This window comes from Winogradskyella tangerina (assembly GCF_003260205.1).
In the GTDB taxonomy this organism is placed as follows: domain Bacteria; phylum Bacteroidota; class Bacteroidia; order Flavobacteriales; family Flavobacteriaceae; genus Winogradskyella; species Winogradskyella tangerina.
Window position 1 is genome coordinate 107,743 of record NZ_QERF01000005.1, and the last position, 23,777, is coordinate 131,519.

At 36.0% G+C, this 23,777-nt stretch carries 22 protein-coding genes; 12 read left to right on the plus strand and 10 right to left on the minus strand.

The genetic code is table 11. From position 1 onward, the window contains the following. Positions 1 to 82 precede the first annotated feature (82 nt). Complete coding sequence (locus DDY94_RS09305) at positions 83 to 769, plus strand: peptidoglycan DD-metalloendopeptidase family protein (RefSeq protein ID WP_111683837.1); 687 nt, start codon at positions 83 to 85, stop codon at positions 767 to 769. Here DDY94_RS09305 and DDY94_RS09310 read toward each other — a convergent pair. Next, positions 761 to 1,282, minus strand: a complete 522-nt coding sequence (locus DDY94_RS09310) for a YybH family protein (RefSeq protein ID WP_111683838.1) — start codon at positions 1,280 to 1,282, stop codon at positions 761 to 763. The genes DDY94_RS09305 and DDY94_RS09310 overlap by 9 nt on opposite strands. A gap of 83 nt (positions 1,283 to 1,365) precedes the next feature. After that, positions 1,366 to 1,974: a porin family protein gene (locus DDY94_RS09315; protein ID WP_111683839.1), complete on the minus strand. Its 609-nt coding sequence runs from the start codon at positions 1,972 to 1,974 to the stop codon at positions 1,366 to 1,368. A gap of 238 nt (positions 1,975 to 2,212) precedes the next feature. On the opposite strand from DDY94_RS09315, the gene DDY94_RS09320 reads away from it, so the two are divergent. Next, a complete protein-coding gene (locus DDY94_RS09320) occupies positions 2,213 to 2,635 on the plus strand; it encodes a DoxX family protein (RefSeq protein ID WP_111683840.1) in 423 nt (140 codons plus the stop codon). 53 nt (positions 2,636 to 2,688) lie between these two features. Here the strand turns inward: DDY94_RS09320 and DDY94_RS09325 are convergent, their stop codons facing one another. From DDY94_RS09325 to DDY94_RS09360, 8 genes are all read right to left on the minus strand, one after another. After that, a complete protein-coding gene (locus tag DDY94_RS09325) occupies positions 2,689 to 3,300 on the minus strand; it encodes a hypothetical protein (RefSeq protein WP_111683841.1) in 612 nt (203 codons plus the stop codon). 52 nt (positions 3,301 to 3,352) lie between these two features. Further along, on the minus strand, positions 3,353 to 4,015 hold the full coding sequence (locus DDY94_RS09330; RefSeq protein WP_111683842.1) for a hypothetical protein: 663 nt from the start codon (positions 4,013 to 4,015) through the stop codon (positions 3,353 to 3,355). A 156-nt stretch (positions 4,016 to 4,171) separates the two neighbouring features. Further along, positions 4,172 to 7,528, minus strand: coding sequence for a preprotein translocase subunit SecA (secA, locus tag DDY94_RS09335; protein ID WP_111683843.1), 3,357 nt, complete (start codon positions 7,526 to 7,528; stop codon positions 4,172 to 4,174). A 164-nt stretch (positions 7,529 to 7,692) separates the two neighbouring features. After that, on the minus strand, positions 7,693 to 7,914 hold the full coding sequence (locus DDY94_RS09340) for a DUF2795 domain-containing protein (RefSeq protein WP_008272287.1): 222 nt from the start codon (positions 7,912 to 7,914) through the stop codon (positions 7,693 to 7,695). 158 nt (positions 7,915 to 8,072) lie between these two features. Continuing rightward, complete coding sequence (locus DDY94_RS09345) at positions 8,073 to 8,648, minus strand: cob(I)yrinic acid a,c-diamide adenosyltransferase (protein ID WP_111683844.1); 576 nt, start codon at positions 8,646 to 8,648, stop codon at positions 8,073 to 8,075. A 216-nt stretch (positions 8,649 to 8,864) separates the two neighbouring features. Continuing rightward, positions 8,865 to 9,557: an ABC transporter ATP-binding protein gene (locus tag DDY94_RS09350; protein ID WP_111683845.1), complete on the minus strand. Its 693-nt coding sequence runs from the start codon at positions 9,555 to 9,557 to the stop codon at positions 8,865 to 8,867. An 88-nt stretch (positions 9,558 to 9,645) separates the two neighbouring features. Beyond that, positions 9,646 to 10,416: an O-methyltransferase gene (locus DDY94_RS09355; RefSeq protein WP_111683846.1), complete on the minus strand. Its 771-nt coding sequence runs from the start codon at positions 10,414 to 10,416 to the stop codon at positions 9,646 to 9,648. A gap of 92 nt (positions 10,417 to 10,508) precedes the next feature. Next, positions 10,509 to 12,371 carry an ABC-F family ATP-binding cassette domain-containing protein gene (locus DDY94_RS09360; RefSeq protein WP_111684015.1) on the minus strand — a complete coding sequence of 621 codons (1,863 nt, stop codon included), beginning with the start codon at positions 12,369 to 12,371 and terminating at the stop codon, positions 10,509 to 10,511. Positions 12,372 to 12,473: 102 nt separating this feature from the next. On the opposite strand from DDY94_RS09360, the gene DDY94_RS09365 reads away from it, so the two are divergent. The 10 genes from DDY94_RS09365 to DDY94_RS09410 all read left to right on the plus strand — a co-directional run bounded on the left by DDY94_RS09365 (position 12,474) and on the right by DDY94_RS09410 (position 23,773). Further along, positions 12,474 to 13,274: a polysaccharide biosynthesis/export family protein gene (locus tag DDY94_RS09365; protein WP_111683847.1), complete on the plus strand. Its 801-nt coding sequence runs from the start codon at positions 12,474 to 12,476 to the stop codon at positions 13,272 to 13,274. Positions 13,275 to 13,277: 3 nt separating this feature from the next. Beyond that, positions 13,278 to 15,764 carry a polysaccharide biosynthesis tyrosine autokinase gene (locus tag DDY94_RS09370; protein ID WP_111683848.1) on the plus strand — a complete coding sequence of 829 codons (2,487 nt, stop codon included), beginning with the start codon at positions 13,278 to 13,280 and terminating at the stop codon, positions 15,762 to 15,764. A 21-nt stretch (positions 15,765 to 15,785) separates the two neighbouring features. Then, positions 15,786 to 16,376, plus strand: a complete 591-nt coding sequence (locus DDY94_RS09375) for a sugar transferase (protein ID WP_232817850.1) — start codon at positions 15,786 to 15,788, stop codon at positions 16,374 to 16,376. Continuing rightward, positions 16,373 to 17,668, plus strand: a complete 1,296-nt coding sequence (locus tag DDY94_RS09380) for a nucleotide sugar dehydrogenase (protein ID WP_111683849.1) — start codon at positions 16,373 to 16,375, stop codon at positions 17,666 to 17,668. The genes DDY94_RS09375 and DDY94_RS09380 overlap by 4 nt, the downstream gene beginning before the upstream one ends. 21 nt (positions 17,669 to 17,689) lie before the next feature. Then, positions 17,690 to 18,667 carry an SDR family oxidoreductase gene (locus DDY94_RS09385; protein ID WP_111683850.1) on the plus strand — a complete coding sequence of 326 codons (978 nt, stop codon included), beginning with the start codon at positions 17,690 to 17,692 and terminating at the stop codon, positions 18,665 to 18,667. Between the two features lie 123 nt (positions 18,668 to 18,790). After that, the gene (locus DDY94_RS09390) at positions 18,791 to 19,732 is read left to right on the plus strand and encodes an NAD-dependent epimerase/dehydratase family protein (RefSeq protein WP_111683851.1); all 942 of its coding nucleotides are present in this window, start codon (positions 18,791 to 18,793) and stop codon (positions 19,730 to 19,732) included. A gap of 56 nt (positions 19,733 to 19,788) precedes the next feature. After that, complete coding sequence (locus tag DDY94_RS09395; RefSeq protein WP_111683852.1) at positions 19,789 to 20,661, plus strand: ABC transporter permease; 873 nt, start codon at positions 19,789 to 19,791, stop codon at positions 20,659 to 20,661. Then, positions 20,661 to 21,920, plus strand: a complete 1,260-nt coding sequence (locus DDY94_RS09400; RefSeq protein ID WP_111683853.1) for an ABC transporter ATP-binding protein — start codon at positions 20,661 to 20,663, stop codon at positions 21,918 to 21,920. Before DDY94_RS09395 ends, DDY94_RS09400 begins: the two co-directional genes overlap by 1 nt. Before the next feature lie 2 nt (positions 21,921 to 21,922). Then, positions 21,923 to 22,969, plus strand: coding sequence for a hypothetical protein (locus DDY94_RS09405; protein ID WP_111683854.1), 1,047 nt, complete (start codon positions 21,923 to 21,925; stop codon positions 22,967 to 22,969). A 9-nt stretch (positions 22,970 to 22,978) separates the two neighbouring features. Beyond that, positions 22,979 to 23,773, plus strand: coding sequence for a hypothetical protein (locus DDY94_RS09410; protein ID WP_111683855.1), 795 nt, complete (start codon positions 22,979 to 22,981; stop codon positions 23,771 to 23,773). Positions 23,774 to 23,777 lie beyond the last annotated feature (4 nt).

A 23,777-nucleotide genomic window follows, 5' to 3' on the forward strand; every position in this document is an offset into this window, starting at 1 on the left:
TATTTCTTTTGAAATAACTCTGATTATTTCAAGTCCTTTTCCATCAAAATAGATTCTTATTTTTGTGGAAATTTTGTTTTTTATGCCACTTTCTACTTTTGAAGGTTTTCTAGAAACTCTCCAGCCTCATCCTTTAATTGATCCTAATATTTCATTAAATGCTTATAAAGCACTTGATCTTTCTGTCGATAATCCTGAATTGAAAACTGTTGATGTATCCAATTCTGATGCATTGGAAAGGTACATTTGGAATTATATGGCGCAGCATAAAGCTAAGGTGGCCTTTGGTGGTTATTTAGAGCGTCGTGGAATATATAACCGCAGCGATTATTTTAATCAGGAAAACCCCGAAGAAGAGCGCAATATTCATCTTGGACTAGACCTTTGGATTGAAGCAGACGCACCTATATATGCACCTTTAAATGGCGTTGTTCATAGCTTTAAAAACAATACAAATTTTGGTGACTATGGACCCACAATTATTCTGAAGCATAAGATAGAGGGAAACGATTTCTTCACGCTTTATGGACATTTAAGTTTGGCATCCATTAAGGATTTAAAGGTAGGAGCAGAGGTTAATCGAGGTGAGATAATTGCTACATTAGGAACCGCTGAAGTGAATGGCGATTACCCACCGCACTTGCACTTTCAAATTATGAAGGACATACAAGACTTTGAAGGCGATTATCCGGGTGTTTGTAACCAATTAGATCTTGATTTTTATAAAACTAATTGTCCCGATCCTAATTTACTTTTTGGTTTAGTTTGAAAACTTATCAAGATCATCAATGGCATAAGCCTTGTTGTAACTAGATTCATCGATGGTACCACCTTCAGAAGAATCGTAGTCCATTGTGATTTTCCATTCACCATCGATCTTTTTAAACAATACATGGAATTGTCCGTAATAGGCTTGTTCTTTATTTGTACCCTTGTTTCGAACTAATTTATAAACGCCGCGTTCGCTTGCTGTATCATCGTTGCTTAATCGTTCGAAAAAGCGAAGTGATATGTGACTAGTTTGCCCAGCATTTTTATCGCGCTCAAAACTAGTCTTGTAATTATTAATGTAAGTGTCGTAGCCAATGATTCGTCTTCCACCGGAAACACGTATAAGATCTTCAGAGTGAATTTCGGCCATTAAAGTGTAATCTAAGGTTTCAAAGGCTTTGTAAAATTTTGCCCAAGTGATATTAATTTCCTGAAGCTGTTCTTTTTTTTGTGCACAAACCGTAGATGTAGTGAAACAAGTAAAGAGTACGATGAGAAGAATATTTTTCATAGCTCATGATTTATGAAAGTCCTTTAAGGTAATAAAAAATCCTGATGCTTAGCATCAGGATTTAATGGATTAATAACGATGAGCTATTTGGGTATGGTGTAAAGTATATTCACTTGAAATGCGTTTTGTCTCAGATTGCCAGCATCTACATCTTCACTATTAATATTAGAAAGATCAAAGCTAAATCGTAAACCAGCAGAAAGACCAGGTACAAGAGTATCTAATTGATATATAGCACCGATTGCAGCTCCTACAGTTCCAGATTTATAGAATTCACTGATGTCTTCAAATCCGTCACTAAATCCATCAATTTGTTGTTCTATGGATAATAAGGCACTGTACTGAAGTCCGGCCTCTGCAACTAGATTTTGAACAATACTATATTGTAAGAGTACTGGGATTACCAGATTGCTTGTTTTTATTTCGCCAGTTGTAGAGCCATTATTAAAATCCCATTCATTACCTCCAGTACTGAAATATATTTCTGGCTGAACGGCGAATTTTTCATCGAACTTGTAATTTACAAATCCACCGACATGAAAACCTATACGCGAAGAGGTAGAATAGCTGTCGCTTTCAAAACTAATTCCGGCAAGGTTAAGACCAGCTTTTGCGCCAAAATTTAAGTCTTGTGCGTAAGTTGTAAGAGAAAGACAAAATAAAAAGATTAGGCTTAATGATAATTTTTTCATGATAATACATATTGGTTATATGCTATTATCGTGAAGGTTTTAAAATGTCATCATTACACCTGAAAATAGGATCAAAACCTTTCATTTTTTGGTGATCCTTTCATGTGTTATTTTAGTCAGAAAAATTATACAAGTATATGAAAATCAAGTAATTAAAAATGAAATAATGTTGAAAAGCAACTTATTTCTCATTAAAATTCAGTAACTTAAAAAGGTTAAATCAATCTCTTTAAGAATTATGGGTTACATTAAAACACTGAATAAGTGGGCCAATGCGCACACTTATTATCCACTCGATCTTTTACGCGTTTCCCTTGGTATTTTCTTGTTTTACAAGGGCGTTTATTTTATGTCTAATCTGAATATTCTAATCGACTTAATTGAACCAGTTAAATCGGTCGCTGGCGATATGTTGGTAGTGCATTATATTGCGCCTGCTCATTTTGTAGGCGGGTTTTTGATCGTATTTGGTTTGCTAACACGATGGGCGATCATTGCACAATTACCAATTTTGATAGGTGCGGTGATCATCAATTTTGTAGGTGAAATGAATACAGGCAACCTCATTCTGTCATTGTCAGTGTTAGCGGTCTGTATTTTCTTTTTGTTCTACGGCTCAGGTAAGCATTCTGTAGATAAATATTTGAAGATGCAGCAGTAGTTATGGATTAGATAACTCGTTCCATTCTGAGACTGAATAAATCTCGGTAAGTTCTAAGGTAGTTTTTTACCTGATGGATATTCTTTTTCAATCTTTACCAAACCTAAATTTTGGGCATAGTACATGTATTGTATATAAGAATAGTCATAGTTTGTAGATGGAATTTTGGTCTTATAAAGACATTTGAATTTTAAAGTTTCACGATCTATTCCTAGCACTTTGATGGTCTCTTTTTCAACGAAAGATTTACTCACCGAAAAAAATACATCACCATATGAATCATGAATAAATTCTGCCGAGTAACCATATTCTTCATTTGTGGACCATTTAAAAACATCTGAAGACTTAATTTTCCTGTTAAAAACTACGAGCGACTTGTTTTCGTTGGCATAAGTAATAAACTTTACAACCTCCGAACCTTCATCTGTAAACTTTTCTTTAAAGAATTCAAACTTTTCATATTTCTGGTTATAGGCTTCAGTAATAAGATTTTGAAATTCAGATGTTAATTTCCAGTATTGTGTTTCAACAGGATCATTTAAGCATTCATATTTATATATTATACCTTCCCTGAAATTTTCTATTGGAAAATAATAAGCTTTAGCATTATCATTGGTAAAAGTAAATGGCAGGATAAAAATCAACAGTATTTTAATAACTTTCATTAATTGATGTATTTATAATTCTTTTAACTAAATAATTTCAATTCCTATTTTGTCACTTACTTTCATTAATTGGCGAGATCATTATATGTGCTCTATGCGTTCCTGGGTTCATAATCCATGGGTGATTAGGTGCGAGGGGCACTTCTGGTAGACCAGTAGATTGGGCTGTTGCCCAAGGCATGTAAACCACATAACGAAGAGTTGCATCAGCTACTTCTGAGGTTTCAGGATTAAATATAGTTTTATCACCGTAATAAATGTGTAGTGTTGCTCCTGTCGGGATTTGAAGTTCGCCCGATTTCATTTCGGCTTCTCTAATTGCAAAAACTTCGGTAGCTGATTTTCCTTCAGCTCTAAGCACTCTTCCTCTTGCCATAAAGGGTTCTAGATCCTTATGATAGCATGCCGCATTAAAGCCATCCTTGCTTGGATTATCCGCAAGTACTATAAATTGATTATCGCCTTCGCGAAGTGTTACAAACTCCCCCGCCGTGTTGTAACCAATCACTTTACAGTTTGCTCTACTTTCTTTAGGAGCAGCCATTAAAGCTGTAGCAATTAAATCGTCATCTGTGGTGATTGCTTTGTAAGAATCATAATTCTTTTCAGTATTAGATTCTGATGGTGTTTCGGGTTCTTCAACTTTTGATTTGTCTGATGAATTACATGAAATTAAAAGAACTGCTAGCATGCAAACGACATAAAGAGGTTTCATAATTTAAAGTATTTGCTAATTCACTTAAAATTACAAAAAAACCTGATGGGTTACATCAGGATTTTAGTTATTCAGTTTGATTGAGATTCTTCGCTACGCTCTGAATGACAAAGACGGTTTGTACGAATTTGTGCTATTCGTGTCTTAGGATACCAGCTATTCATTAACCAGAACCCATTCACCTTTATCAATCAATGGAATGGCCTGTTTGTATTTTACTTGTTTACTTTCACCGCTCATTACATGCTTTATCGTTACGCGCTCGTTACGACCAATCTTGGGTTGCTCTCTAACGATGGTCTCAATGACCTGCTGCTTACGCGAAGCGCCTTCACCCGCAGCACGACTTTGAGCTGCACGCTCATCCATATTTGGAATTTCTTCCTTCTGGGTTTCAAGTTTTTCTTGCTTTCTACGCTTCGCTTCCTGAATGTTATTGGCTGTTTCCTGCGGGATTTCTCCTTTAAACAAGAACGAGATCACATCCTTATTCACTTGGTCGATCATGCTTTTGAAAAGTTCAAATGATTCAAACTTATAGATCAATAGTGGATCTTTTTGCTCATGAACAGCTAACTGCACAGACTGCTTTAATTCGTCCATTTTACGCAAATGCGTTTTCCAAGCGTCATCAACAATAGCTAAGGTTATGTTCTTTTCAAAATCGTTGATTAACTGAGTTCCCTTTGTTTCGTAGGCTTTTTCTAAGTCGGTTACAACTTGTAAGTTCTTAACGCCATCTGTAAATGGTACAACAATGCGTTTAAATCTATCTCGTTGTGTATTGTAAACATTTTCAATAACTGGATACGCTAAATCAGCCGCACGTTGCATTTTTTCGCGATAGTGTTTAAAGGCTTCTTTGTAGATCAATCCTGCAATTTCTTGCTCACCCATTTTTGCAAATTCCTCTTCAGAAATAGGAGAGGCCATGGAGAAGTAACGGATCAATTCAAACTCAAAGTTTTTATAGTCATTGGCCGCTTTGTTGTTCATGGCAATTCCTTCCGAAGTATCGAAGATCATATTGGCCAAATCAACGCGTAAACGCTCGCCTTGTAGTGCATTTCGACGACGTTTGTAAACCACTTCACGCTGCGCATTCATAACGTCATCATATTCTAATAGTCGCTTACGAACACCAAAGTTGTTTTCTTCAACTTTTTTCTGCGCGCGCTCAATAGATTTTGAAATCATAGAATGCTGAATTACTTCACCTTCTTTCAGACCCATTCGGTCCATCATTTTTGCAATACGTTCTGATCCAAATAAACGCATAAGGTTATCCTCGAGAGAAACGTAGAATTGCGAACTACCTGGGTCTCCCTGACGACCAGAACGACCACGTAACTGACGGTCTACACGACGCGAATCGTGACGCTCAGTACCAATGATAGCTAAACCACCAGCTTCTTTTACTTCATCACTTAACTTAATATCTGTACCACGACCAGCCATGTTAGTGGCGATGGTTACCTGTCCGGGTTTACCAGCTTCGGCAACAATATCTGCTTCTTTTTTGTGCAATTTCGCGTTAAGAACGTTATGAGGAATTTTTCGGATGCTCAACATTTTACCTAGTAATTCCGAAATCTCAACATTAGTTGTACCGATCAAAACTGGTCTTCCGGCATTTGATAGATCAACAACCTCGTCGATAACTGCGTTATATTTTTCACGTTTCGTTTTGTATACTAAATCTTCTCTGTCATCTCTGGCAATTGGCCTGTTGGTTGGAATTTCAACCACATCTAACTTGTAGATTTCCCAGAATTCGCCTGCTTCTGTTACCGCAGTACCGGTCATACCAGATAGTTTGCGATACATTCTGAAATAATTTTGAAGCGTTACTGTTGCAAAGGTTTGTGTTGCTGCTTCGATCTTCACATTCTCCTTGGCCTCGATCGCTTGGTGAAGACCATCAGAGTAGCGACGACCGTCCATAATACGACCTGTCTGCTCATCGACGATCATTACCTTGTTATCCATTACCACATACTGCACATCCTTTTCAAAAAGGGCATAAGCTTTTAGCAATTGGTTGAGGGTATGAATGCGTTCAGACTTAATTCCGAAGTCTCTAAATAATTCCTCCTTCAGAACGGCTTCTTCCTCAGGTTCTAATCCTTTTTCTTCGATCTTGGCGATCTCAGTTCCCATTTCTGGCATTACGAAAAAGTTTGGATCGTCCTTGCCTGAAAGAAAATCAACACCTTTATCGGTTAATTCGACCTGATTATTTTTTTCATCGATGACATAATAGAGTTCTGCATCAACCTTTGGCATTTCTCTATTGTTGTCTTGCATGTAGAAGTTCTCGGTTTTTTGAAGTAACTGTTTAACACCTTCTTCACTTAAGAATTTGATTAGGGCTTTGTTCTTCGGAATACCTCTATAAACTCTTAGTAATTGGAAACCACCTTCCTTGGTATCACCAGAAGCAATCAGCTTCTTGGCTTCAGCTAAAACGCCAACAAGATGCTTACGTTGAACGGCTTCGATCTGTTCAACTTTTGGTTTAAGCATATCAAATTCGTGCTCATCACCTTTCGGAATTGGTCCAGAAATAATTAACGGCGTACGGGCGTCGTCAATTAATACCGAATCCACCTCATCGACAATAGCGAAGTGATGTGGTCGCTGGACTAAGTCTTCTGGCGAATGTGCCATATTATCACGTAGGTAATCGAAACCAAATTCGTTGTTTGTACCGTAGGTGATATCTGCGTTGTATGCTTTACGACGTGCATCAGAATTAGGCGTATGATGATCAATACAATCTACACTCAATCCATGGAATTCGAAAATAGGCGCCATCCAAGCGCTATCACGCTTTGCTAGGTAATCGTTCACGGTAACAAGATGTACACCTTTTCCTGCCAGAGCATTTAAATAAACAGGTAAGGTGGCCACGAGGGTTTTACCTTCACCAGTTTGCATCTCGGCAATTTTCCCTTGGTGCATCGCTATACCACCAATTAATTGCACATCGTAATGTACCATGTCCCATGTTACAGGTTTTCCGGCGGCATCCCATGAATTCGACCAGATTGCTTTGTCTCCATCGAGAGTTACATAATCTTTTGCACCTGAAACCTCTCTATCGAAAGCGTTAGCAGTTACTGGTATTTCGGTGTTGTCAACGAAACGTTTTGCAGTCTCTTTTACTACTGCAAAGGCTTCTGGTAAAATTTCGTTAAGGACATCTTCAGTAAGTTCATAGATGTCATCTTCAATCTTGTCTGCTTGAACGTAGATTTCTTCACGTTCGTCAATATCTTCGGTAACTTCAGCTTTTGCTAAAAGTTCGTTTTGTTTTTCTAGAAGTGGTTTTCTTGCTTCGGCGATCTTATTTTTGAATTCAGTCGTCTTCGCTCTAAGTTCGTCGTGTGATAAAGCCTCGAGAGCTTGCTCAAAGGTTTTTATTTGGTTAACGATTGGTTGTATGGCACTAACGTCTTGTTTGGATTTATCTCCAACAAAAACTTTAAGTACTTTATCTAGTATACCCATGTTGTTATATTGTAATAGATGGAATGATGTCCATCTTTGTTTTATTTCAGTATAATGCGACGACACAGGGTCGTCTGTGGCTTCTCAATTATAGAGAGTCCGAAAATAAAAAAAGTCTCTTAGTTAAGATAACGCAAGAGACTTTTTTGTGATAATATTTTATGTTAATATTCGTCCTCGTTCCAGAGGTAATCTTCGTCAGTTGGATAGTCTGGCCAAATTTCTTCAATAGAGTCGTACGAATCTCCTTCATCTTCAATCGCTTGTAAGTTTTCTACAACCTCTAATGGTGCTCCAGTTCTAATGGCATAGTCAATGAGCTCGTCTTTTGTTGCTGGCCAAGGTGCATCACTTAAATACGATGCCAATTCTAATGTCCAATACATTTGCGTTGTGTTTTAATTTTTTGCAAAAATAATTTTTTAGCTGAATAATTCAAGAAAAAATCAAATTAATTATACATTATTAAAAAGAACGTGTCTTATTCAACTTTTAAAAGTCAAAATACTGCATGTTTAGGGCAATATTGCTGTAATGATAAAGATTAGGACTCTTTCTGCGGAATCCACTTTATTTCTTCAGCTTGCAAATCATGTGACAACTTCCGTGCCAACACAAAAAGGTAATCAGAAAGACGGTTAATATACATTAGAGTTTCTGGCTGGAAAGCCTCTAATTCATTAAGGTGAGAGGCTAAACGTTCGGCTCTTCTGCACACCGTTCTGGCGATGTGACAGAATGACACGGTTTGATGTCCACCAGGTAATACGAAATGTGTCATTGGTGGTAAACTGGCTTCCATATTATCCATTTCCTTTTCAAGACGTTCGATATCTTCGTTTGAAATCTTAGGGATATTGAGTCTGGCTTTACCGCTCTTTAAGATGGCCTTTTCAGGATCGGTGGCTAATATTGCTCCAACCGTAAATAAGCGATCTTGAATATGCATTAAGGTATTTTTATAGATAGGATCGATGTCTTGGTCTCTAATAAGGCCGATATGCGAATTAAGCTCGTCAATAGTTCCGTAACTTTCAATTCTTATATGGTGTTTAGGAACTCGTGTTCCACCGAATAATGCTGTAGTGCCTTTATCGCCTGTTTTCGTGTATACTTTCATAAAGCAAAGTTACGAGTTATTAGTTGTAAAGTGAAAAGTTAGAAGTTTAAAGTTCTAAGTTATAAGTTATAAGTGTAGAGTATTTACTTTATACTGAATACTGAATACTGAATACTGATTACTGATTACTGAATACTGATCACTGATTACTGAATACTGAATACTGAATACTGAATACTGATTACTGATTACTGAATACTGATTACTTTAAACAAGTTACTGCGGATTGATAGTGTCGCTTTCAATCATACCATCTTTTAAACGGATTACACGACGCGCGTGTGCAGCAATATCCTCTTCGTGCGTAACCATAATTACCGTATTTCCTTTGGCATGAATTTCATCAAATAATTGCATGATCTCCAATGAAGTTTTGGAGTCGAGGTTTCCTGTTGGCTCATCGGCCAAAATAATTGAAGGTTTGTTCACCAAGGCTCTTCCAACGGCAACACGCTGTCTCTGCCCACCAGATAACTGATTTGGCTTGTGATCCATACGATCGGCCAAGCCAACGTCTGTTAATACTTCCGACGCACGCTCAGCACGTGCTTTTTTAGACTGCCCTGCATAAACCATCGGTAAGGCCACATTTTCTAGGGCCGTGGTTCTCGGTAATAAATTAAATGTTTGAAAAACGAAGCCAATCTCCGTATTACGGATATCTGCTAATTCGTCGTCAGACATCTGACTGACGTCCTTTCCATTAAGATTATAAGTGCCATCAGTAGGTGTGTCTAAGCAGCCCAATAAGTTCATGAGTGTTGATTTTCCGGAACCTGACGGTCCCATAATAGCCACATAATCACCACGTTTAATGTCTAAATCAATACCTTTTAAAACATGTACAGTTTCTTGTCCTAATTTGAAATCTCTAATGATTCCTCTGATCTCAATGACGTTGTCACTCATAATTGAATGGTTTGGTTGTGTTAATTCTTCGCAAGATAAAAGAATTTAAAATCGGTTTCCCCAATAAGACGTTAAAGTTGCTAGCTTGTTACAGTCTTATTCTAAAATGTTCTTTGGCTTGTTCTTTTCTGAAAAACACAAACCCTAAATGGAAGGTGTCAACGGTAACAATAACGGCATTATGCGACTTAATAAATTCCCATGCTTCGGTCATACCACGTGACCAATAGATGTCATCAAAAATGAAAACTGAATGGTTATGTGCCTTTGGTAATAGCATTTCAAAATATTGAATGGTGGCTGCTTTATCGTGGTGACCATCAAAATAAATACAATCGAAAGATTCTTGATCTAAGTCTGGGATGATTTCAGAAAAGCTACCAATAATGGTTTCAATTTGCTTCATTTCGAACGTGCTAAAAAGTGATTGCGCGTAAGTTGAGGTATTCGAACAGCCTTCAATCGTCATGACTTGAGAATTTGAGTTGCCCAAGGCCAAAGCATAAGTGCCCATACCGAGCGATGTTCCTAATTCTAATAAAGATTCAAAATTGAAATAACGTGCTACTCTAAACAACACTTTTGATTCTTTTACAGAACTACTTGAGGTGTTTACCATTGACTTAACTGCACGTTTTTGTGTATCTAGAACACGCGAGCCTGCACCTAAATCAACAATATCTAAAACATCCTTCGATTTTTTTAAAGTATTTCTGTAGGTTTCGATTTTGTGATATTCAGGATGCGTTGTTTTATCATAAAGACATTTGGTGACAAAATTGAAAACAAAAGGAGAATGTACACCATGGTGATTGGTTGCTTTAAAGAGGAATTTTATGTAGGACAGTAGTTGATACATATATACTTACCTAAATTAAAACTTGAATTGATAATCCTTCATTCAATTTTATTAATTAACAAAGTCTGAAAACTGTTAGATGAGACAAAAAACTAACTTTCAAGTTTTTCGGCCAATTCAAACCAACGCAGTTCTTTTTCTTCAATGGAATCAATTATGACTTGAAGCTCTTCAGATAACTCATTTATTTCACTTTGAGACAATTCAGGATTATTAAATTTGGCCTCTAAGGTGGTCTTGTCAAGTTCTAAGGCACGAATTTTAGATTCTAGATTCTTGTATTCCTTTTGCTCGTTATAGCTTAATTTATTGGCTTCATTCTGTTTTATCGCTTTGGTGTTATCTGACTTTTCAACAGTAGCTGATGGTTTAGGTAGACTATCTTCATAAGCTCTAAAATCGGAATAATTACCAGGAAAATCATCAACTACGGCATCCCCTCGAAATACAAATAAATGATCAACAATTTTATCCATAAAATAGCGGTCGTGAGAAACAACCAACAACACGCCCGGAAAATCCATCAAGAAACTTTCAAGAACATTTAAGGTGACGATATCTAAATCGTTTGTAGGCTCATCGAGGATCAAAACATTCGGATTCTGAATTAAAACTGTACATAAATACAAGCGTTTCTGCTCGCCACCACTTAGCTTTTCAACATAATCGTATTGCTTTTTTCTATCAAATAAAAAGCGTTCGAGCAATTGTTGAGCACTGATCTGTCTTCCTTTTGCTAAAGGAATGTAATCTCCATAAGCTCTAATAACATCAATAACCTTTTGACCAGGCTTAACGGTAATACCTCCTTGGGTGTAATAGCCAATTTTAACGGTTTCACCGATAACAACTTTACCGCCATCAGTTGTAATACTTCCAGTTAATAAATTAAGAAATGTAGATTTACCGGTACCGTTTTTACCGATGATGCCAATACGTTCGCCTTTTTTGAAGGTATAATCAAAACCATTGAGAATCTTTTTGTCTTTGAATGCCTTTGAAACGTTATGGAATTCAATGATCTTGCTTCCAAGTCGTTCCATATTGATTTCCAATTGTACCTGATGGTCCTTACGACGTTGATGTGCTTTTTTCTTTATTTCGAAGAAATCATCAATCCTACTTTTAGACTTGGTAGTTCTGGCTTTCGGCTGTCGACGCATCCAATCGAGCTCTTTTTTAAATAGCTGTTTGGCCTTTGACACTTCGATGGTTTCATTTTCAATTCGAGCCTCTTTCTTTTCGAGATAATAGGAGTAATTACCTTTATAAGTATACAGTTTACCGTGATCTAGCTCAATGATCTCATTACAAACACGCTCTAAGAAATAACGATCGTGCGTTACCATAAAAAGTGTTTGTTGGGTTTTAGCAAAATAATCTTCGAGCCATTCGATCATTTCAAGGTCTAAATGGTTGGTTGGCTCATCTAAAATGAGGATATCGGGTTTACTTAATAAAGCCTGCGCCAATGCCAAACGTTTCTTTTGTCCACCAGAGAGCGTACTTACTTTCATGGACAAATCATTCAATTTAAGCTGCGATAATATTTGCTGATATTGTGTTTCAAACTCCCAAGCATTTGTGCGGTCCATGGCATCGAATGCCAACTGATAGGTCTCAGTATCTTCTGGATTTTTTAATGCTTTTTCGTAAGCTTCGATGGTTTTTAAGATGGGGATATCGGATGCAAAAATAGTTTCTTCAACCGTTAATTTTTTATCGAGTTCTGGCTCCTGATCTAAAAACGATAAGCGAAGTCCTTTCCTAATAACTATCTGACCTTCATCGGGTGTGTCTTTTCCTGATAAAATATTCAGAATAGAAGTCTTTCCACTTCCGTTTTTTGCTACAAATGCAATCTTCTGATCCTTGTGAATACTAAATGATAAATCCTGAAATAGCACAAGCTCTCCATACGACTTAGAAATATGTTCAACGTTGAGGTAATTCACGCTAATTTTTTTACAAAGAACGAAATAAACCAAAAAGAAACCTAATAGTTTTGTTATTGCAGTTGATACATTATATTTGTCTGTAAACAACATATTTTATCTATGAAAAGCATTAAGCTTTTGATCATTGTTCTGGGTTGTATTTTTATTTCTTCATGTATTCCCCATAAAGACACGGTTTATTTACAAAACAAGGAGAATGCAACTAACGATACCATTCCTTATAATCTAACTGAAGTTCAGAAGCCATATCGTGTTCAAATCGATGATATTTTAAATATTAGAATTAAAGTTCTCGATCAGGATAATGTTCAAATTTTTAATCCAATAGGCGAAGGAAACCTTAATGCAAGTAGTGCAGAGCGTGCGTATTTTGATGGGTTTACGGTAGATATTCACGGAATGATAAGAATACCAACCTTAGGTCGTTTTACGGTATTAGGATATACTACGGCCGAAATTGAAAAACTTATCGAGGATAAATTGCTCGAGGAGCAATTCAAAGAAACGGCTAATATTTTTATCACTGTGAAATTAGCAGGATTGCGATACACGGCGAACGGTGAAATTGGAAATCCTGGAACAGTAACATTGTATAAGGAACGTGTTAATATATTTGAAGCTATCGCTAATTCTGGTGAAATACCAATTACTGGAGATAAGAAGGATGTATTGGTGATAAGACAATACCCTCAGGGACAAAAAATTCATCATTTGGATTTAACAGATGTGAATGTGATGCGTTCTCCGTATTACTACATACAGCCCAACGACATGATTTACGTCAAACCCTTAAAGCAAAAGTCTATTGGTACAGGAGAGACTGCCGTGTCGAGTTTAACAACAATAGCCACCATAATTTCAATAGCGGCAACAACTATTTTACTTTTTACAAGATTATAGCACATGGATTATAAAGCCTATGAAGATATAGACAACTTAGAATCTCAAAACGTTGGATTTGATTTTAAAGGCTTCTTATTCAAAGCGTTGAACCTTTGGAAATTGGTTCTTTTGTGTATTGGGGTTGCCTTAATTGTTGCTTATTTTATCAATGTTAGGAAACAGAATATTTACAGATTAGATTCATTGATCACCGTAAACAACGATCAGAATCCGTTCTTCACCGCAAATACGAGTATTTCATTTAACTGGGGAGGTGTGTCTGGTAAGGTAGGAAGCATCCTCACCGAGATAAAAACACGAACGCACAACGAACTGGTAATAGATTCGCTAGAATACTATAAAGAGTATTTGGAAGAAGGAAAATATCATCTTATTGACATATATAAGAATGCACCTTTTGAAGTAATCACCGATAAATCTAAACCGCAGGCACTCGGTATTCCTTTCGGAATTCGAATAATTGACCAAGCTACTTATGAGTTGTTTTACGAGTTTGAAGGCACTAAGGTTACAGGTCAGTTTTACGATGATGATAAGAATAAGCTACCATTGAGTGTTAATCCTGGGCTATTTAGCAAGACGTTTAAATTTGGTGAGGCCGTCAACGAATCCTTTTTTAATGGTGTGGTTAATTTAAAACCTAGAGCCAATATTCCGGTAGGAAAAACCTTTTTTATTAGGTATTTGAACTTTGATTCGGTTGTTGATACTTACAAGAATAATATCAAAATTGAACCAACCTCACGAGATGCTTCGTCTGTATTAAGGTTGTCTCTTATAGGAAAGAATAAGCTAAAAATTGTAGATTTTCTTAATGCAACTTCAGCCATTTTAAGTAGAACGGAGTTAGAGCGAAAAAACCTCTATGCAACAAACACCATTAAATTTATCGATAGCAGTCTTAGTGCTGTGGATAATAGGTTAAAAGCCGTGACTAGCGAAATGAATGATTTCAGAAAGTCGAATAAGGTTTTTAATGTTGAAGAAGAGATCAGTCAAAAGTCAGAGCAACTCAAGGAGTACGATAAGGAAAAGCTGATTGAGCAGTCTAAACTCAACTATCTGAATACCCTCGAAAACTATTTGAGAACCAAAAACGACTACAGTCAGATTGCAGCTCCTTCTTCGGTAGGTATTGAAGAGGCTAATATTTTATCGAGTGTAAGCAAAATTATAGCTTTATCAATTGAACGTCGAAATTTAGAGTATTCTACCAAGGAAGGTTCCATTCTTTTTGATGAATTAGACCGAAGAATCGATACCGAAAAAAGTGTTTTACTCGAAGCCATTGATGTTACCAAACAAACGATAGGAATTCAATTAAATACAATCAGCAGGAAGATTGCCAATTTAGAATCTGAACTGATCGGATTACCTCAAGACCAGCAAGAATTTTTAAAAATTCAGAGAAATTTAGATATGAATCGAGAGGCCTACGATATTTACCAGGCCAAACTCAGTGAAGCGGCTATAGTAAAGGCGGCTAATGTTTCGGATATCACCGTTATTGATGAAGCCAAGGATATTGGTAATGCACCAATAGGACCAAAAAAGTCTCTAAATTATATGATGGCATTAATGATTGGTTTCTTCAGTCCGATGCTACTCATCTTTGTAGTTTATTTACTCGATAATACTATTCATGGTTCAGATGAAATCATGAAAATGTCGAACATTCCAATACTTGGACTTATTGGAAAATATCGTTACAAGAATAATCTTGTAGCTTATGAGAAACCTAAATCAGCGGTTGCAGAGTCCTTCAGAGCAATACGATCAAGTCTGCAATTCATCTTCAAAAATACTCCTTCTGAAAGTAAAGCAAATACCTTACTGATTACCTCTTCTGTGAGTGGTGAAGGAAAAACTTTTACATCTATAAACATAGCCACTGTTTATGCCATTTCAGGTAAAAAAACATTATTACTCGGTTTAGATTTAAGAAAGCCCAAAATCTTTGATGATTTTAATATCACCAATGAAAAAGGTATCGTCAATTACCTCATAGGAGACAGTAACTTAAATGAAATTATTACCAATACACATATTGAAAACTTAGACTTAATCACTTCAGGGCCAATACCGCCAAATCCATCTGAGTTATTGATGAGTGACAGTCTTAAAGATCTTATTGCCAACTTGAAAGAGCAATATGATATCATAATTTTAGATACACCGCCTTTAGGTTTAGTAACTGATGCCTTAGAATTGGTTCAATATGCAGATGCTACGATATTCATGGTGCGGTTAGACTACACGAAAAAAGGTATGTTACAACTTGTGAATGCTAAGCACAAGACTGGTGAGCTTAAAAATATAAGCTTCGTACTTAATTTCTACAGGCATAAGAGCAATCACAATTACGGCTATGGTTATGGCTATGGTTATGGCTATGGATATGGTTACGGTACATATGGCAATGCTTATCACGAAAAGGATAATCAATCCTTCTTTAAAAGGGCGAAGAATTTCCTGAAACGCTTATAACACTTTCAAAAATAGATTGATTTGATCACCAAGAGACAGCTAATATTGAAGCGAATTTTTGATTTAGGCTTAGTATTGCTATTATTACCTTTTTTAATTATTCCGATAGTTGTTCTCGTAATTGCAGCCACCATAGATACAAAAAAATACGGTGTGTTTTCTCAATTAAGGGTGGGGCAGCACGGAAAACTTTTCAAAATATATAAAATAAGAACGCTTCGCGAAGGTGTTCATCAACTTGGTCATCTCGAGAAAAGTGCTACTGCACTAGGGAAATATTTGCGCCAAACTAAATTAGATGAACTGCCGCAGTTATTCAATGTGCTAAAAGGTGATATGAGTTTTGTTGGTCCACGACCAGATGTTGTTGGGTTTGCTGATAAGTTGGAGGGTGATGATAGAATTATTTTGTTGGTAAAACCGGGCATAACTGGCGAAGCAACAATAAAATACAAAGATGAAGAACGTGTATTAGAACGGCAAAAAGATCCCGAGCATTACAATAGAACGATTATTTGGGTAGATAAAGTGAAAATCAACAAAAACTACGTTAGGAATTATAGTTTTTATTTAGATTTGAGGCTCATTATAAAATCTACTTTAAACAAATGACACATTCTGAAGACAAAATTGCAATCATCGGATTAGGTTATGTCGGTTTGCCCCTTGCAGTTGAATTTGCTAAACAATATTTTGTTGTTGGTTTTGATATCAACAAACAGCGAATCAATGAGTTAAATTCTGGTGTTGATAAAACACTCGAAGTTGAAAATGATAATTTAAGATCTGTACTAACTTCAGATCTCAATGCAGATAAAGGATTATTTATTACTGATGACGTTGATGCGCTTGCCGTAGCTAACGTTTATATCGTGACGGTTCCGACGCCAACAGATGAATTAAAACGTCCTGTATTCACACCATTAATAAAAGCGAGTGAAACAGTTGGTAAAGTTCTAAAAAACGATGATATCGTCATCTACGAATCTACCGTTTATCCAGGTGCAACTGAAGACATTTGTATTCCTGTTTTAGAAAAAGTTTCAGGCCTTTCCTTTAATAAAGACTTTTATGCGGGTTATTCACCAGAGCGTATTAATCCGGGTGATAAAAAGCACACAGTTACCAAAATTTTAAAGGTTACCTCTGGTTCTACACCAGAAATCGCTGAAAAAATAGATCAACTCTATAAGAAGGTTATTACCGCTGGTACACATTTAGCACCTTCTATAAAGGTAGCTGAAGCAGCTAAAGTTATTGAGAATTCACAGCGCGATATCAATATCGCTTTCGTAAATGAGTTATCAAAGATCTTTAGATTACTTGATATAGACACCAAAGCGGTATTAGAAGCTGCTGGTACAAAATGGAATTTCCTAAAATTCTCACCAGGATTAGTTGGTGGTCACTGCATTGGCGTTGATCCATACTACTTAGCACAAAAGGCTATCGAGTCTGGCTATAATCCTGAAATTATTCTTGCTGGTCGTAAGATGAATGACAGTATGGGTGGCTATGTAGCTACTGAGACTGTAAAAATGATGATCAACAAAGGGGCTACAATCAAAGGGTCAAACGCGCTTGTGCTCGGAATTACCTTTAAAGAAAATTGTCCAGATATAAGAAATTCTAGAGTTATCGATATTATTGAAGAATTACAATCGTATCATGTTAATGTGGATGTCTACGATCCATGGGCTTCAAAAGAAGAAGTAAATCATGAATATGGGTTAGACTTAATTTCGTCTACGGACGAACTCAAGGCGAATTACGATGCTATCATATTGGCCGTTTCTCACAAAGAATTTTTAAACATTTCTATAGACAATTTGAAATCTGATAAATGTGTGGTATTCGATGTAAAATCACTATTACCAATTGAAGAAGTAGACGCACGTTTATAATTTTAACCTCAAATCAAAATAATGTACTCTAATCAATATCATACTGAAGACTTATCACAGTTCGGATTTCTAGTGACTGGTGGTGGAGGCTTCATCGGTTCTAATATTGTTGAATATTTACTGAAATATGGCGCGAAGAAAGTTCGTGTTCTAGATAATTTTTCTAATGGCTATCGCGAAAACTTGACTGAGTTTATGGATAACCCAGCCTTTGAATTACTTGAAGGTGATATCCGCGACCTCGATACTTGTAAGAAAGCCATGGAAGGTATTGATTATGTTACACACCAGGCAGCCTTAGGGTCTGTACCTAGATCGATCAATGATCCGGCAACATCAAATGAGGTTAATATCTCTGGTTTTTTGAACATGTTGATCGCCCTTAAAGATAGTCCGACAGTGAAGCGTATGGTTTATGCTGCTTCAAGCTCAACTTATGGTGATAGTAAGACACTCCCTAAAGTAGAAGATCATATCGGAAAACCTCTGTCTCCGTACGCCGTTACAAAATATGTAAATGAACTCTATGCAGATGTTTTCGGTAAAACTTACGGCACTGATGTTATAGGATTACGTTATTTTAATGTATTTGGTCCAAAACAGAGTCCGAATGGCGCATATGCTGCAGTTATTCCTTTATTTATGCAGGCTCTTAAAGATAATGAGCCATCAAAAATTAATGGTGATGGCGAACAAACCCGAGATTTTACATTTGTAGATAATGCAGTTCAAGCTAATATAAGAGGGTTTTTCGCTTCAAAAGATGCCGCTAATGAAGTATTTAATGTGGCCTGTGGCGAACGAATTTCGGTGAATTACCTTTGGGATTCATTACGTGATGCAGCAAATTCTGATCTTAAAGCTGTTTATGGTCCACCTCGACAGGGTGATGTTAGAGACTCTTTAGCTGACATTTCAAAAGCAGAGAAATTATTAGGTTATAAACCACAATTCACTGTAAGAGAGGGGCTAAAAATTACCTGGGATTACTTCAATTAGAGAAAATCCTTTCAAATTTTGCTTTTTTAGTTCGAAAAATTTCTATATTTATTGCGCTATTAATTCAATAAAAGTCTGTTATATTCCCTAGATATATAAGTCTTTAATATTAATCCATTATTAATGACAAATATTTTGATTACGGGAGGCGCTGGTCAGTTGGGTAGTTCTTTGGCTACAAAATTGGCTGTAAATGATAACCTTAATGTGGTTATTATTGATAATCTTTCTACAGGTAACCTTTCAAAAGTTCCAAAAAAACACAACGTTAAATTTATCAAAGCTGATGTCAATGACTACAATGACATTATCTCCATTTTTGCCACATTTAAGTTTGAATATGTGTTTCACTATGCCGCAGTTGTTGGCGTAGAGCGTACATTAAGCAATCCCATCAATGTCCTCAACGATATTGAAGGTATTAAGAATGTGTTGTCATTATCAAAAAATTCTGGAGTTAAGCGCGTTTTTTATTCGAGCTCCTCTGAAGTTTATGGTGAACCTTTTGAGATTCCGCAAAACGAAAAAACAACACCGTTAAACTCGCGCTTGCCATATGCTATTGTTAAGAATGTTGGGGAATCGTTTTTCAAAGCCTATCAAAGAGAATACGGTTTAAATTATACCATCTTTAGATTTTTCAATACATATGGGCCAACACAAAGTAATGATTTTGTCATGCCGAGGTTTATGCGATTAGCATTGAATGATCAGCCTATTCCTATTTATGGGAAAGGCGATCAAACACGTTCATTTTGTTATATAGATGATAATGTTGATGTTTGCCTCAAAGCCTTATATGAAGATGCTTATGTAAATGATGTATTAAATGTTGGAAACGATGTAGAAATAAGCATTTTAGACCTCGCAAAGAAAATTATTGACATTACTGACTCTACTTCAGAAATCATTTTCTTACCATCCCTAAAAGAAGGAGACATGAATAGAAGATGTCCTGATATTACAAAAATGAAAGAACTTTTAGGTAGAGAATTAATTTCATTGGAAGAGGGTATTAACAAAATGAAATTATACTATAGTTCATACCTTGTGGAAAAAGCATAATAATAAACTTATTTTCCTTTATTTCATTTCTTATATTAGCCTAAAAATACTTTCAATTGAAAACCGCTGAAGAGCGTTGGCTTTATACGATTTCCTCAAAAAAGAGATTAATTGACTTTAATTTCAGGGAGATTTGGCGCTACAGGGATCTACTTTTTTTGTTTGTAAAGCGCGATATTATAACCCTTTATAAGCAAACCATCCTCGGACCACTGTGGTATTTAATTCAACCTTTATTTACCTCATTAATTTTCACATTAATATTTAATAATCTGGCTGATATACCAACTGGTGAAGGCGTTCCTAACTTCTTATTTAATCTTGCTGGAATTACCGCCTGGAATTATTTCAAAGAGTGTTTAGTTGGCACTAGTGATACCTTTAAGAAGAATGAAAACATTTTTGGGAAGGTATATTTTCCGAGAGTTATAATGCCAATGTCGGTTGTAGTTTCTAACCTTTTGAAATTTGGTATTCAATTATTGGTGCTTTCAGGTTTCTACCTGTACTACGTGTTTTTTAGTAAAGTTACTTATGATATAGCACCTGGATTAAACATACTTGTATTCCCGCTTTTTGTAATACTTATGGCTTTATTAGGTTTAGGATTGGGAATGATCGTTTCATCTATGACGACCAAATACAGGGATCTTACTTTTTTAATTCAATTTGGTGTGCAGTTACTAATGTATGGTTCTGCAGTAATGTACCCTATGTCATATTTTAAGGATAAACTACCAAATTACTACTGGTTGATAGAATGGAACCCTATTGCGATTATTGTAGAGTCGTTTAGAGTAATCATTCTCGGGGACGGGCATTTAGATATTAATAAGATCATTTATGCAATCATTATTTCATGTGTAATTTTCTTGCTGGGTCTAGTAATTTTTAATAAAACAGAAAAAAGCTTTATCGATACCATATAATGAGTTCAGAGGTTATTTTAAAGGTTGAAAATTTAGGAAAACAGTACCGTTTAGGACTTGTTGGTACTGGGACTATTAGCCATGACATCAACCGATGGTGGAGTAGAGTGCGAGGTAAAGACGATCCCTATCTTAAAGTAGGAGAAACTAACGTACGAAGTGAAAAAGGCGATTCGCAATATGTTTGGGCTATAAAAAACATAAATTTTGAAGTAAAACGCGGTGAGGTTTTAGGTATCATTGGCAAAAATGGTGCGGGGAAATCTACCTTATTAAAAATTTTATCGAAGGTCACATCACCAACGGTAGGCATCGTAAAAACTAATGGTCGAATAGCATCACTATTGGAGGTGGGAACTGGTTTTCATCCTGAAATGACCGGACGAGAAAATATCTATCTAAACGGTGCAATTTTAGGAATGACCAAGGCAGAGATCAATGATAAGATTGATGAGATCATTGAATTTTCTGGCTGCTTGAGATATATAGATACACCAGTTAAACGCTACAGCTCTGGTATGCGAGTGCGCTTAGCTTTTGCAGTTGCGGCATTTTTAGAGCCCGATATTTTGGTCGTTGATGAGGTGTTAGCCGTTGGCGATGCAGAATTTCAGAAGAAAGCTATTGGGAAAATGCAAGATATATCTTCTAGTGATGGAAGAACTGTTCTTTTCGTAAGTCATAATATGGAATCGATGGCTAGATTGTGCGAACGAGGTATTTTGCTCAACCATGGTGAAATAGAATTTACTGGGAAAATTAATGATGTTATAGATTACTACCTGAGCAACAATCTTGAGTTTAGATCCACTTTCACAGAAACAGATTTAGATGAAAACTGCTATGTACAGCGCGTTTCATTAAAGAATTCTAAGGGAGAGTCTACATCAAATTTTAGGTTTAATGAAGATATTTCAGTAGAGTTCGATATTATCAAGAATGAGGGTGTTTTAGATGATTTTGACTTGTCGTTTGCTGTAGTCAATTCTAGTAATGTTGTAATATTAAGTTCTTCATTTTCTGATAGTAATAGCTTTTCAATCGAAGAAGGTGAAACCACATTTAAGGCCAAAATAAACGGGAACTTTTTAAACAAAGGAGATTATAAAATACGACTCTTTTTCTATAATAACACCAAGCGCCAAGGTGTTCAGCGTATAGATTGTCTAAATTTCAAAATCAACGAAATTGGGTTTTATAATAATGCGCAGGTAAGAAGAGCCTTAATTATTCCGAATTTGGATTGGGTTAAAGAATAGGTATGCAAAAGGAGATTTTCATACATATTGGTACACATAAAACAGGGACGACAAGTATTCAAAATGCTTTAATGAAACATTCTAAAGCTTTGAAGAAATCTTCAGCAAAGTTTATTAATCTCTATAATTTTGAAGCTGCTCACGATCTTATGATGCTCGAGCAAGCAAACGATAAAATTAGTTCAGATTTAAAAACTTTTATCGATTCTCGACTTGAAGACGATATTCAGAAGTATATTATCTGTTGCGAATATCTTTCAGGAAATCCTAAATCGCTTTATGCAAATTCTGCTGAAGTTGCTAAGGTGCTTTTTAATGCTTTGTCAGATTTCAGCATGAAAAAAATATTCGTTGTATTACGCCATCAAGAACAGTTTATTCAGTCGATCTATACACAATATTTACATCAAGGAGAACAGATCGAAATAGAAAGATTCATGCAAAAACATCTGTTGTCAAATCTTAAATGGACGCAATTTTGTAAATCTTATGGCGTACTATTTGGCGATGATAATATATTCGCAGTTCCTTATGATAAGGCTATATTAGAAAGCAAAAATCTTATCAATATTTTAGGTGACTTTACCTCTATCGACGTTCTAAAAACACTAAACCTTGAAAATTACAATCAAGGCTACAGTAAAAAAGCAGCTGAAATAGCTAAGGCATGTACACCGTATTTATCTAATGAAGAGAATAATATTTTGCGTTCATTGATGCAAAAGCATTTTCATAAAGCAAAATTTTCACGGTATAAATTACTAAATGATGAACAAGTAAGTGGTTTAAATGAGTTTTATGAAGCTGACAATGAAGAATTGTTCAAAACCCGTTTTAGTAACTTTCAAATTGAGAATTTCAGCCAATTTGATGAAGAACAACAGACGAATGAGTTAGAAATTACAGATAACTATGAAAAACTCATTGTTTTGTTGGTAAAAGAGCTCAACAAAATGCCAGACGCACAAATAATTACTCAGCCGTCGCAGCTAAATCGCACAAAAACAAAACTAAAAAAAGTACTTAAGAGAATTATTGGGCGCAAATAATACTGTTAAATGAATATACTGAAATCCATAAAATATAAATTGAATACCTTACTTGGTAGAGATGTATTGTTTCCGGAAAACCGTGAACTTATTCTTCATTTTCAGCAATATTCCAAGGCCTATATTTTGGGTTCTGCACCTTCAATTAATGAAATAGATTTTAGTTTATTTGATAAAGACGCGCTTGTAATCTCGATGGGAAACTTTCACGAACATCCAGAGATCAAAGGTATAAACCCCGGGATTCATATTTTTGCAGCGTCTCATCCACCACTAACTGATAAGATCATAAAATTATGGTATGCCAGGGCAGAGGAGCGACTTCCAAAGGATACAATTGTGTTGGTCGAAGCCCGAGATTTTGAAATAGCTAGCTCTGTTTTTAAGACCCATAGAGTTTATCAGTATGCGTACGGCGGCACTTTTCCGAGTAGTTTTACAAAACGGATCATGGCACCAACAAGTGTTGCTATCGTTGCGCTTCAACTTGGATATTATTTAGGTCTTGAGGATTTAAATCTGTTAGGTATCGATCACGATTGGCAAACCACAAAAGGTTACGGGCATTTTTATGACCACGATAAACCGTCTCTCGAATTCTTCTTGAAAGAAGAAGGAATTATTACCGATACATTAGCATACCAAGGGCGTCAACCAAAAGGGCGACTTTATAAGTTTTATGCCATGTATATGCAATATGAACAATTTAATGACCCCAACTTAAGACCAAATTTCAAAATATATAATGCAGATCCTTTGTCTGAGTTTGATGTTTTTGAAAAAAGGGATTACAATACTAAGTAATTAA

What these genes read in the sequence shown, in the direction of transcription:
- DDY94_RS09340 (WP_008272287.1), bottom strand. Translation starts at nt 7,914, where the DNA reads ATGTATTGGACATTAGAATTGGCATCGTATTTAAGTGATGCACCTTGG.
- DDY94_RS09400 (WP_111683853.1), top strand. Translation starts at nt 20,661, where the DNA reads ATGAGTTCAGAGGTTATTTTAAAGGTTGAAAATTTAGGAAAACAGTAC.
- DDY94_RS09315 (WP_111683839.1), bottom strand. Translation starts at nt 1,974, where the DNA reads ATGAAAAAATTATCATTAAGCCTAATCTTTTTATTTTGTCTTTCTCTT.
- DDY94_RS09380 (WP_111683849.1), top strand. Translation starts at nt 16,373, where the DNA reads ATGACACATTCTGAAGACAAAATTGCAATCATCGGATTAGGTTATGTC.
- DDY94_RS09370 (WP_111683848.1), top strand. Translation starts at nt 13,278, where the DNA reads ATGGATTATAAAGCCTATGAAGATATAGACAACTTAGAATCTCAAAAC.
- DDY94_RS09365 (WP_111683847.1), top strand. Translation starts at nt 12,474, where the DNA reads ATGAAAAGCATTAAGCTTTTGATCATTGTTCTGGGTTGTATTTTTATT.
- DDY94_RS09410 (WP_111683855.1), top strand. Translation starts at nt 22,979, where the DNA reads ATGAATATACTGAAATCCATAAAATATAAATTGAATACCTTACTTGGT.
- DDY94_RS09330 (WP_111683842.1), bottom strand. Translation starts at nt 4,015, where the DNA reads ATGAAACCTCTTTATGTCGTTTGCATGCTAGCAGTTCTTTTAATTTCA.
- DDY94_RS09405 (WP_111683854.1), top strand. Translation starts at nt 21,923, where the DNA reads ATGCAAAAGGAGATTTTCATACATATTGGTACACATAAAACAGGGACG.
- DDY94_RS09310 (WP_111683838.1), bottom strand. Translation starts at nt 1,282, where the DNA reads ATGAAAAATATTCTTCTCATCGTACTCTTTACTTGTTTCACTACATCT.
- DDY94_RS09320 (WP_111683840.1), top strand. Translation starts at nt 2,213, where the DNA reads ATGGGTTACATTAAAACACTGAATAAGTGGGCCAATGCGCACACTTAT.
- DDY94_RS09390 (WP_111683851.1), top strand. Translation starts at nt 18,791, where the DNA reads ATGACAAATATTTTGATTACGGGAGGCGCTGGTCAGTTGGGTAGTTCT.
- DDY94_RS09345 (WP_111683844.1), bottom strand. Translation starts at nt 8,648, where the DNA reads ATGAAAGTATACACGAAAACAGGCGATAAAGGCACTACAGCATTATTC.
- DDY94_RS09305 (WP_111683837.1), top strand. Translation starts at nt 83, where the DNA reads ATGCCACTTTCTACTTTTGAAGGTTTTCTAGAAACTCTCCAGCCTCAT.
- DDY94_RS09325 (WP_111683841.1), bottom strand. Translation starts at nt 3,300, where the DNA reads ATGAAAGTTATTAAAATACTGTTGATTTTTATCCTGCCATTTACTTTT.
- DDY94_RS09385 (WP_111683850.1), top strand. Translation starts at nt 17,690, where the DNA reads ATGTACTCTAATCAATATCATACTGAAGACTTATCACAGTTCGGATTT.
- DDY94_RS09355 (WP_111683846.1), bottom strand. Translation starts at nt 10,416, where the DNA reads ATGTATCAACTACTGTCCTACATAAAATTCCTCTTTAAAGCAACCAAT.
- secA (WP_111683843.1), bottom strand. Translation starts at nt 7,528, where the DNA reads ATGGGTATACTAGATAAAGTACTTAAAGTTTTTGTTGGAGATAAATCC.
- DDY94_RS09350 (WP_111683845.1), bottom strand. Translation starts at nt 9,557, where the DNA reads ATGAGTGACAACGTCATTGAGATCAGAGGAATCATTAGAGATTTCAAA.